This is a genomic window from bacterium (assembly GCA_026398675.1).
Classification (GTDB): Bacteria; RBG-13-66-14; RBG-13-66-14; order RBG-13-66-14; family RBG-13-66-14; genus RBG-13-66-14.
This window is the reverse complement of record JAPLSK010000150.1, coordinates 17,739-27,449: the sequence shown is the minus strand read 5'-3', so window position 1 is coordinate 27,449 and position 9,711 is coordinate 17,739. Positions and strand designations below refer to the sequence as shown.

At 64.2% G+C, this 9,711-nt stretch carries 7 protein-coding genes and 1 tRNA gene; 1 reads left to right on the top strand and 7 read right to left on the bottom strand.

Annotation, left to right across the window (positions count from 1 at the left end; translation table 11 throughout):
• Window positions 1-141: 141 nt before the first annotated feature.
• The 7 genes from ispG to NTW26_04045 all read right to left on the bottom strand — a co-directional run bounded on the left by ispG (window position 142) and on the right by NTW26_04045 (window position 8,009).
• Window positions 142-1,515, bottom strand: a complete 1,374-nt coding sequence (ispG, locus tag NTW26_04075) for a flavodoxin-dependent (E)-4-hydroxy-3-methylbut-2-enyl-diphosphate synthase (GenBank protein ID MCX7021449.1) — start codon at window positions 1,513-1,515, stop codon at window positions 142-144.
• Window positions 1,512-2,585 carry a lysylphosphatidylglycerol synthase transmembrane domain-containing protein gene (locus NTW26_04070; protein ID MCX7021448.1) on the bottom strand — a complete coding sequence of 358 codons (1,074 nt, stop codon included), beginning with the start codon at window positions 2,583-2,585 and terminating at the stop codon, window positions 1,512-1,514. Before NTW26_04070 ends, ispG begins: the two co-directional genes overlap by 4 nt.
• Window positions 2,586-2,673: 88 nt before the next feature.
• Window positions 2,674-2,749, bottom strand: a tRNA-Thr gene (locus NTW26_04065).
• Window positions 2,750-3,045: 296 nt separating this feature from the next.
• Complete coding sequence (locus NTW26_04060; GenBank protein MCX7021447.1) at window positions 3,046-4,542, bottom strand: TrkH family potassium uptake protein; 1,497 nt, start codon at window positions 4,540-4,542, stop codon at window positions 3,046-3,048.
• A gap of 3 nt (window positions 4,543-4,545) precedes the next feature.
• Window positions 4,546-5,208 carry an NAD-binding protein gene (locus NTW26_04055; GenBank protein MCX7021446.1) on the bottom strand — a complete coding sequence of 221 codons (663 nt, stop codon included), beginning with the start codon at window positions 5,206-5,208 and terminating at the stop codon, window positions 4,546-4,548.
• A complete protein-coding gene (locus NTW26_04050) occupies window positions 5,205-5,657 on the bottom strand; it encodes a TrkA family potassium uptake protein (protein ID MCX7021445.1) in 453 nt (150 codons plus the stop codon). The genes NTW26_04055 and NTW26_04050 overlap by 4 nt, the downstream gene beginning before the upstream one ends.
• A gap of 51 nt (window positions 5,658-5,708) precedes the next feature.
• Window positions 5,709-8,009, bottom strand: a complete 2,301-nt coding sequence (locus tag NTW26_04045; protein MCX7021444.1) for an ATP-binding protein — start codon at window positions 8,007-8,009, stop codon at window positions 5,709-5,711.
• A gap of 504 nt (window positions 8,010-8,513) precedes the next feature.
• Here NTW26_04045 and NTW26_04040 point away from each other — a divergent pair.
• Window positions 8,514-9,671 carry a winged helix DNA-binding domain-containing protein gene (locus NTW26_04040; GenBank protein ID MCX7021443.1) on the top strand — a complete coding sequence of 386 codons (1,158 nt, stop codon included), beginning with the start codon at window positions 8,514-8,516 and terminating at the stop codon, window positions 9,669-9,671.
• The last annotated feature ends 40 nt before the right edge of the window (window positions 9,672-9,711 follow it).

Sequence of the window (9,711 nt, the reverse complement as noted above, 5' to 3'; positions counted from 1 at the left end):
GACGCCTGCCCCATGCCGCTTTTATACGCGGCCAACCTGGTGGACCATTCCGCCGACGATATTCCATAGAGGGCGTAAGTCCCGATCCATTAAAAAAAGGGGAGAGCGTCGGCTCTCCCTTTCTCTTTCGCGCGCTTTCGGTCAGCCTCTCCCGGCGACGACCTCCCGGACCAGTCGTTCCAATCTCTCCGCCAGCGTTTTCGCGGGAACTGCCCGCTCCACGATTTCACCCCGGACGAAGATGTCGCCCGCGTCCGCGCCCCCGGCGACGCCGACGTCGGCGTGGGCGGCCTCCCCGGGACCGTTGACCACGCAGCCCATCACCGCCACCTTCAGAGGGGTGACGATGTCGGAGAGCCTCTTCTCCACCTCCCGCAGCAGTCCCTCCAGGTCGTAGTTGCAACGGCCGCAGGTGGGGCAGGCGATGATTTCCACCCCCCGCTCGCGCAGACCGCAGGCCCGCAGTATCTCCCATGCGACCCGCACCTCGGCCGTCGGGTCACCGGTCAGGCTTACCCGCAGCGTGTCGCCGATGCCCTCCAGGAGAAGCACGCCGATGCCAAGGGCGCTCTTGACCACCCCGGCATCATGCCAGCCGGCCTCGGTCACACCCAGGTGGAGCGGCCAACTCGTCCTCTCCGCCAGGAGGCGGTAGGCGGCGAGGGTGTCCGTGACCGACGACGCCTTGGCGCTGATTTTTATGGATTCCAGCCCGGCGTCCTCCAGCAGGCGGACCTCTCCCAGGGCGCTCTCGACCAGGGCCTCCGGTTTAGGGCCGCCGAATTTCGCCAGCAGGTCGGGGTCGAGGGAGCCGGCGTTGACTCCGACCCGGATGGGAATCCCCGCCTCGACCGCCGCCCGCGCCACCCGGCGGACGGCTCCGGGGTCGCGCAGATTCCCCGGATTCAGCCGCAGGCCGGCGACGCCCGCCTCCACCGAGGACAGGGCGAGCTCTGCCGAAAAGTGGATGTCCGCCACGAGGGGGACGGACGCCTTCTTCACCAGTTCCTGAAGCGCTTTCGCCGCCCGGCGGTCCGGGACCGCCTCCGGGTTCTTGCTCTTCTCGGGGATGAGCGGGTAGGCCTCGACGACCCCGCCGCCCCGCTCCTCGACGTAATCAATCGCGGCGCCTACCAGGGCCTCCGACAGGCCGCTTCCGCGGTGCCGTTCCGGGATGAGGAAGCAGGTGATGGACCACACCGGCTCGTCGTCCACCCTTTTCAGGACCGGCGAGCGGTCCAGGACGGGAAACGCCTCCCGGGGCGCCACCGAGCACCAGCCTACCGGCTCTCCTCCGGCGTAGGCCAGGATGCCCGGCACCTCACCGGATTCGACGATGCGGCGGAAGTTTTTGCGGTTTTCCTCCCCGTAATTTTTCTCGAAATCCCTGCGACGGATGCGCCAGTACATGCACCAGCAGCCGGGGAACGGGTGGCCGTCCCGAAACAGCCGCTCGACGTCGTTCCACCGGTCGGCGGTCGCGGGTGCGAATACGAGCCCCTTTTCCCACTTCACGGCTTTTTCCCCGCCTCGTCGTCCATGTCCCGGAGCGCCGCCGCGGCGTCCACACCGGAACCCTCTTTCAGCCGGCCCCGCTGCAACTGCTCCAGGCTCAGGCCCTCCCGGACGAGGAAGAAGAGCCCCACGACGATGTACGGGAGCACCTGGGTCACGTGCAGGAGGATGGCGAAGGCCCCGACCATGCCCTTGCCGTACTCCCCTATGATGGCCGGTGCACAGGTGGTGAGCCCCATGTACCCGAACTGCTCGAAGATGCCCAAAAACCCCGGCGCCGAGGGGAAGACCACGCCCAGGCATACGTAGGCCAGCGTGAACGGCGCGGCGAACCACGGTGTCAGCCCGGCGAACGGCATCGCCTGGATAATCGGAACGTAGGAGAGGGCCGCCGTGCCCCAGACGGCGAAGGACAGCCCCACGGCCGCCCACAGACGCCCCTTGTGGTTGAAGATGTGCAGCCCGTCGCCGAAATTAACGAAGAACGCCCGGACCTTCTCCCGCGCCTTTTTTCCGAAGAGACGGGCCGGGAGCGAAAGAATACCAGCCACCGGGTCGCGCCGGTAGTAAAGAAACACCAGCGCCAGGCAACCCGTCACGTACACCGCCCCCACGGCGATGGCCAGCCCCGTCTTCACCATCCCGCCGAAGGGGAAGAGGAAGATCATCCAGATGAAAATCGCCATGATGACGAGGCCGTCGAGGATGCGGACGAAGATGACTGTGGCCAGCGCGCTGGAGTATTTGTACCCCGAGTTGCGGGCGACCACGTAGGGCCGGATGAGCTCCCCCGCCCGCAACGGCAGGAGCCCGTTGGCCATGAAGCCGATCATCGTCCCGCTCGCCGCGTTCACGAACCGAACCGGGTGGATGGAGTCCAGAAAAAGCTTCCAGCGCCAGATGCGCAACAGGTAGCTCGCCGCCAGCGGGACGACCCACCAGACGAGGATCAGGTAGTTGGCCTGGGCGAAACCCTGACCGAGCCCCTCCAGGTCAATGTCGTGGAAGAACCACCAGAGGAGCCCCCCGGAGATGACCACGCCCAGCCAGAAGCGCCAGTTCTTCAGCAAGCCCTCGTCCCTTTGTCCCGTGCACCCGTGTCGGGTGCAAGTATAACGGAAAAGGAGAGTCAATAAAATGACCCCCGGCGGGGGGTCGTGGAGCCGCTGCTCGGACTTGAACCGAGGACCTGCTCATTACGAGTGAGCTGCTCTACCAGCTGAGCTACAGCGGCGTGCGGGGAACTGTAACACCGCCGTCGGACGGGGTCAAGATGCCATCAGACACCCTCAAATCGCCCAGGAGATGAGGATACGGTGTATAAATGAGAAGGCCCCTGACATCTCAATTAGTCGGATCAACATGATTTCCAGACAGTTACGCCACCTCACGCAATTGAGGTGGTTATTTATATTTCTGATTACTTACAGTCTTGATAATGGTATCCCCACACGTGGGTGGGGACCGCAGGTCAGGTTGTTGACGAACAACAGACGAGGGTATCTCCACGCACGCGGGGGTGGACCTCGGTCATCCGCGGGCGGGACGGGAGCAGATCAGGCGGGGGACATCCCGGATGAGCTTGAAGGCACTCAGGAAGATGACAAAGAACTCAAGGCGGCCCAGGAACATCCCCAGGGTTTCCGTCCACAGCACGGCCGGCGGGGCGCCGGGCAGGGTGACGCCGACGGAGAGACCCACCGTACCGAGCGCCGAGGCGAACTCGAAGAGCGAATCGCGCAGGGAATAGCCGTGGGCGACGAGGATGAGGGTGCCCACGAGGTAGGTCAAGAGGTAAAGGGTGACGAAGGCGCCGATCTGCCGCAGGCGGCCGTCCTGAATAAATACCCGCCGCTCGCCTTCCCACACGGCGTGCTCGATGACGGCGGAGCGGGGCAGGAGAGGGCGTTTGAGTTCCCAGATGAACGACTTAAAGAGGAGGTAAACGCGCATCTGCTTGATGCCGCCGGCCGTGGAGCAGGTGCCGCCGCCGATCAGCATCAGGGCGATCATAATCAGGAAGCCGAGACCGTTCCAGCTTCCATATCCGACGGTGGAGAAACCGGTGGTGGTGAGAGCGGTGACGGACTCGAAGGCGGCGACCCGCAGCGCCTTGCCGAAGGTGGGATAGAGCGCGAGGGTGGTGCCTAAGAGCAGCAGGATGATACAGACCGGCAGCACCAAAGCCTGTAGGCGGACCTCCCCGTTGCGCATCACGGTGCGCAGCCGGCCGTGCAACAGGTGATAGGAGGTGACGAAGCTCAGGTTGCCGGCGATCATCAACACAATGGTGATGGCCTCGAGTAGCGGGGAATCCCAATAGCCGTAACTCTCCGGATGGGTGCCGAATCCGCCGGTGGAGAGGGCGGCGAAGGTGTGGTTGACGGCGTCGAAGAGGCTCATCCCCGCCAAGGTGAGAGCCGTAATCCCGATGACGTTGTAGATGGCGTAGATCATGAGCACCAGGCGGGCGGAGCGGCGCACGTGGGGTACGAGCTGCTCGCGACCCTCGGCGGAGGAGACGCTGGGACCCGTCGGCCCGGTGAGGGCGGAAAGCATGATGATCGCCAGCCCCGCGCCGCCCGAGAGCTGCATCAGGCTGCGCCAGAAGAGTATCAGCGGCCCGGCTTGGGTCACGTCCACCACCGAGAGGCCGGTGGTGGTCCAGCCGCTGACGCTCTCGAAAACGGCCTGGGTGAAGCTCAGGCCGTTGGCGATCATCAGGGGCACCGCCGAGGCTAGGCAGGCGCCGACCCAGCTTAAAAGGACGATCACCCCGCCTTCGGTGAAGGAGAGGTCGACGGACTCCCGGGGACGCAATCCGCGCCAGAGCGCGAGCCCCAGGACGCAGAAGGCCAGCCCCGGATAAAGGAACGCGGTGGTTTGGGGGGCTTCTTCCGGATAGAACAGCAACAGCGCCAGCGGAGCCAGCATTAAGGCGCCCACCATCGCCCACACGGCTCCGGTGAGGGAGAGGATGGACCGGTAGCGCAACCGCAGAGAACTTATTTCCAGTGTCGTTCCCATGGGTCAGCGCTCCGGACCCAGGAGGGCGGAAAGCACCCGGCCGTGGTTGCCGGGAAGCGTGACGACGATCAATCGGTCGCCGGGGTGAGGCTCCACCGTTACCGCGGGAAGGATCAGGCGGCCCTCTCGCACCAGACAGGCGACGAGGGATTCTTCCGGCAGCACCAGCCGGCCGAGCGGCTGTTCCGTTGCCGGCGCTCCCGCGGGCAGCTCCAGCTCGGTGATGTTAACCGCCCCACCCGCCACCGGCAGCAGGTTGATGATGCCGTCCAGCGCCGAACGCTCTCCAACCAACCCGGCGATGATCGGGGTGGGGGAAAAGGCCTCCACCCCCAGGCGGCGGAAAACATCCTCGTTGTCGGGGTCGTTGACCAGGGCCAGCACCCGCGGGATGCCGAAGCGGAGGGCGGCGAGCTGGCAGGAAACCAGATTGTCAGCGTCGCTCGAGGATACGGCGAGGAAAGCGTCGGCACCGAGCGCCCCGGTTTCCTCCAACAGGATCGGGTCCGCCGGCGCGCCATGGACGACGACCGCCTTGAGGCGCTGGGCCAGCTCGCGGCACTCCTCTGCCCGGGGGTTGATCACCGAGACGCGCCAGCCCTTGGAGATGAAGGTCCGGCAGAGGTAGTAGATGGTCCGCCCCGTTCCGGCCAGGATGATTCTCATCGCTCCCCCCCAGGCAGCCGACCCTCGGTCACCGCCTGCAGGAAGAGCTCCGCGGCGATGGTGATGGGACAAATAGTTTCGATGCCCAACTCCTGGTAGATGTCATCATTACGAGGGTCGTACACCCTGGCCAACACCCGCGACACCTTAAAGACCTTCAGCGCCGTCTGTGCCACCATCAGGTTGACATTGTCGTCATGGGTGGCGGCCACTAGCACGTCGGCCCGATCCAGCTTGGCCTGCCGCATCACCGCCGACTCGACGGCGTCCCCCGTCAGCCGGAAACCCCCGAAGTGCGGGGAGAGCAGCGTGAACGACTCCTCGCGCAGATCAATGATCACCACGCTGGCTCCCAAACGGCTGAGGGTGTCGGCCAGATAGGAACCCAATCGGCCGCAACCCACGATCACGATGTACTTGCCGTTCATCCGACCCTTGTTGTCCTGCATCGGCCCACCTCATCGCGAGTCAGCATAAAGAGCGGGGTAAAAAGCGGTTCATCAAATGTCGTCGAGGGAGATGGCGCCGTCGCGACCGATGGTGGTGGTGCGCTCCAAATTGGCCATGGCCGGGGTGTAGGACTCATCCAGGCTGACCGCAGTACGGTAGAAGCGGATGGCCTCGTCCATCTTTCCGTCTATCTCCAGTAGGGCCCCCAGCAGGTTGAAGGCCTCCGCCGAGGCGGGGTTGAGGGACACCGCCCGACGCGCCGCCATGAGGGCCGCCGTGAAGTCCCCCTCGTTGATGGAGCGCTTGCAGAGCTCGATCACCGTGGAGTAATCCGTGGCATCGGCGGGCAGCTCGCCGCGCTGGAGCACCGTCTGCACCAGCTCGCGGATCTCCTTGGGGGTGAACGGCTTCTGGATGAAGTCCACCGCCCCCAGCTTCATCGCCTCCACCGCACTCTCGATCGTGCCGTAGGCGGTGATGATGATTACCCGCACCTCGGAGCGGAGCTCCCGCATCCGCCGCAGCACCTCCAGCCCGTTCATCCCCGGCATCAAGATGCTCCCCTGGCCGGGGACAGACTCCACCCAAATGCTTCCCCCGTGGGCGCGGACGATCTCCTTGGCGATGGCCAATCCCAAGCCCGATCCGTCGGCCTGCTCCTCGCCCCTCACCTGCACGAATTTGCCGAAGATGCGGGACTGATTCTCCGGGGCGATGCCCGGACCATTGTCCTGCACCGACAGGTGGACCCGTTCCCCCACCCGTTGGGCCCCCAGGCGGACCCAGCCGCCCCGCGGCGCGTACTTCAGGGCGTTGCCCACCAGGTTGCTCAGCACCCAGTTGATCTTATCGGCGTCGGCCCGCACCTCGGGTAAATCGTCGGGAAGGCGCAATTCCAGGGTAATGTGCTTCTCGAGGGCCGTCGCCCGGGTCAGGGCTTCCACCCGTTCGCAGAGGGCGCGCACCGACACCGGCTCTATCACCATCTCGATCCGCCCGGACTCGATCTTGGAGAGATCCAAAAGATCGCTGATCAGTTCCTTCAGTCTGGCCACCTCTTCCCGCGCCGCCTCCAGCAACTCACGGTCATTCTCGTTCAGCCGGCTCGCCGTGTTCTCCAAAAGCAGCTCCACGCTCATCCCGATACTGGTGAGTGGGGTGCGCAGTTCATGAGAGGCCGACAGGACGAATTCGCTCTTCAGCCGGTCGAGCTCCTTCAGGCGCGTCACGTCGTGCAGCATCACCACCACGCTTGAGAGTTCCTCTTCGTGGTTGCGGACAGGTGTAATGGTGAAGGAGTAGTAGCGTGTGGCGTCCTGTCGGCGCAGACTGATGACGTCATTGTCGTCGTCCGGGTCCGGCGGACGCCCCTGCTGGACGGTCTGCCGCACCCTTTCGAGTAACCGTTCTTGTCGTATCACATCCCCGAGCCGTCGCCGTTCCACCTTCTCGTATCCCAAATCGAAAATGCGCCGAGCGGCGGGATTGACGCTCAACACCTCCAGCTCGGGGGACACCACCACGATCCCGTCATCCAGGCCCGCCAGGATCGCCTCGTTCTTCAGCTTCTCGTTGACCAGCTGCTCCAGATTCATGTTCTGATAGATGCCGAGCTTGTCGGTCATTTTATTGAACTCGTCGGCCAGCCGCCCCAACTCATCGTTGCTCTTCAGCGGGATCTTGACGGAGTAATCCCCCTCCGCCAGCCGCCGCGTGGCCTCCGTCAGGTAGTCAATAGGTTTCACCAGCATCCTGGACACCAGCACGCTGAACCCAAGTCCGATCAAGAGCCCCGCCCCGCCGATGAGCACCATGGACCAGACGTCCTCCATCCCCAGCTCCTGGGCGTCGGTGCTGGCCTGGTACATCCGCAACTGATTCAACTCCCGCAGGGTGCTGACCTTCAGCCGTACTATATCCAGTTGGGGAACCAAGGCCTGCCGAAAGTATTGCAACCCGGCGGTGGGGTTGACGACGAGCAGCCGGTTCAGATCCTGGTAACGGGTGAGCAGGGTCGTGTATTCTTGCTCGATGGAGTCAATCACCGCCCCTTCGCCGCTGACGGTGATATTGTCCCGCCCCCGCCCCAGCCACTGCAGGAAGTCCGACTGCTCCTCCAGCAGGTGGACCTGGCTGTCCGGATCACCGCCGGTGAGCCCCTCGTAGACCGTCAGTTCCTGCTTGGCGGCCGACTCGATCATGTGGGACGCCGCCTGGATGCTCTTGTAGTTCTCGCGTAGAATGCCTTCGATGGCGTAGCTGAGCAGCGAAAGATGATAGATGGCCAATGCCAGAACGAGCCCGATCAGCGTGAGCGGGATGCCGTATCCGATAAGAATGCGTCTGCGCAACGTCATCCTGGACCCTCTTCCTTGGCGAAGTCCCGGGGTATAGAAAAACGCCCAACCCGGGCGTGAGCTTATCTGTGGCTCCGTTCACTCGGGGACACCCGGCGCGGCTTAATGCGACCCTGGTGGGACGTCAAACCTCACCCTCGTTTGTCCCGGCGCTATTATAACACCATCGGCCCGGTGTTAAATTGTGATTCTCTTCCCAATCATTACCGCGCCCGGTGGGTGCCCTCACCCGGCGGGTGGTAATTGCGCGATAAGGTTAAACAACCGTAGGGCGGGGATTCCTATCCCCGCCGCTTTTTTAAGGCAGCCCTCACCCCCATCCCCTCTCCCACAGAGAGAGGGGAGCTATTGTCGCACCAAACCTCGACCCTCACCCTAGCCCGTGAGCGAATGCTCCTCCCTGAAAGGGAGAGGGAAAACGTGGCGTACCGCTGGCCGGCGTTTTCACCTCGGTCGTCGGACTGTGTATAATCGAATCTCCTCTCTCACAAGACGGATATGGCGGAACACGCGAGTCTCAGCGAATCCCAGGCGCGGCGGCTGGCCCTGAAGTGCCAGCTCCTGGACGGCGACGCCGGGCTGCCCCCCGGTCGGGAGGGGGCGCTCAATTGCGTCGAGCGGCTGGGCTACGTGCAGATAGACACGGTCAACGTCATCGAGCGCGCGCACCACCACACCCTCTGGACCCGCCTGCCCGACTACCGCCCGGAGTACCTGGACGCGCTTTTAGCCTTGGACCGGAAGATTTTCGAGTACTGGGGCCACGCGATGTGCTACCTGCCGCTGGCGGATTTCCGCTTCTACCTGGGCAAGATGCGCTCATTCCCCGACTGGCAGAGCTGGCAGGCCCCCTTCGTAAAAAAGCACGCCAAGCTCATGGAGGAGGTGTACGCACGTATCCGCGCCGAGGGCCCCCTGGCGGCCAGGGACTTCGGCGGCACGGCCAAGAGCAAGGGCTGGTGGGAGTGGAAACCGGCAAAGATAGCCCTGGACCTCCTCTTCACCCAGGGACGGCTCATGGTGGACCGCCGGGAGAAGTTCCAGCGGTTCTATGACCTCACCGAACGGGTGCTGCCCGACTGGGTGGACACCACGCTTCCCGACGAGGACGAGCGTGAGCTATTTTTCACCCGCCGAGCGATCGCCGCCCACGGAGTTGTTACCCTGAACGACATCCGCCTTCACCTGCGGCGGTCGCCGAAGAAACGGAAGTACGTGGACCGGCTCGTGGAAGAGGGCGAGGCGGTTCCCGTGCGGGTCGAGGGCCTGGATGCGGAGCTCTTCGCACTGCGGGAGATGCTCGATGGGATGGACGACGCGCCGATCGAAGGGCTGCACCTGTTAAGCCCCTTCGACAACCTCGTCATCCAGCGGGACCGTGTCAAGCGGCTCTTCGGTTTCGACTACGCCCTGGAGTGCTACAAGCCGCCGTCGCAGCGGGTGATGGGCTACTTCGCGCTGCCGATTCTTCGGGGGGAGGAGTTTGTCGGCCGGGTGGACGCCAAGGCGGACAGGCAGGCGAAAAAGCTGCTGGTGCAGGGGCTGTGGTGGGAGGATGGGGTGCGCGTCGGGGAGGAGCTGAAACGCGCGCTGAGGGGGAAGCGGGAGGAGCTGGCCGCCTTCAACGGCTGCGGGGAGGTGGTCGGCCTGCCTTGAGTGGTTCGTTGCTGGTTTTTTTAAAAGGAGGTCCGCCGGA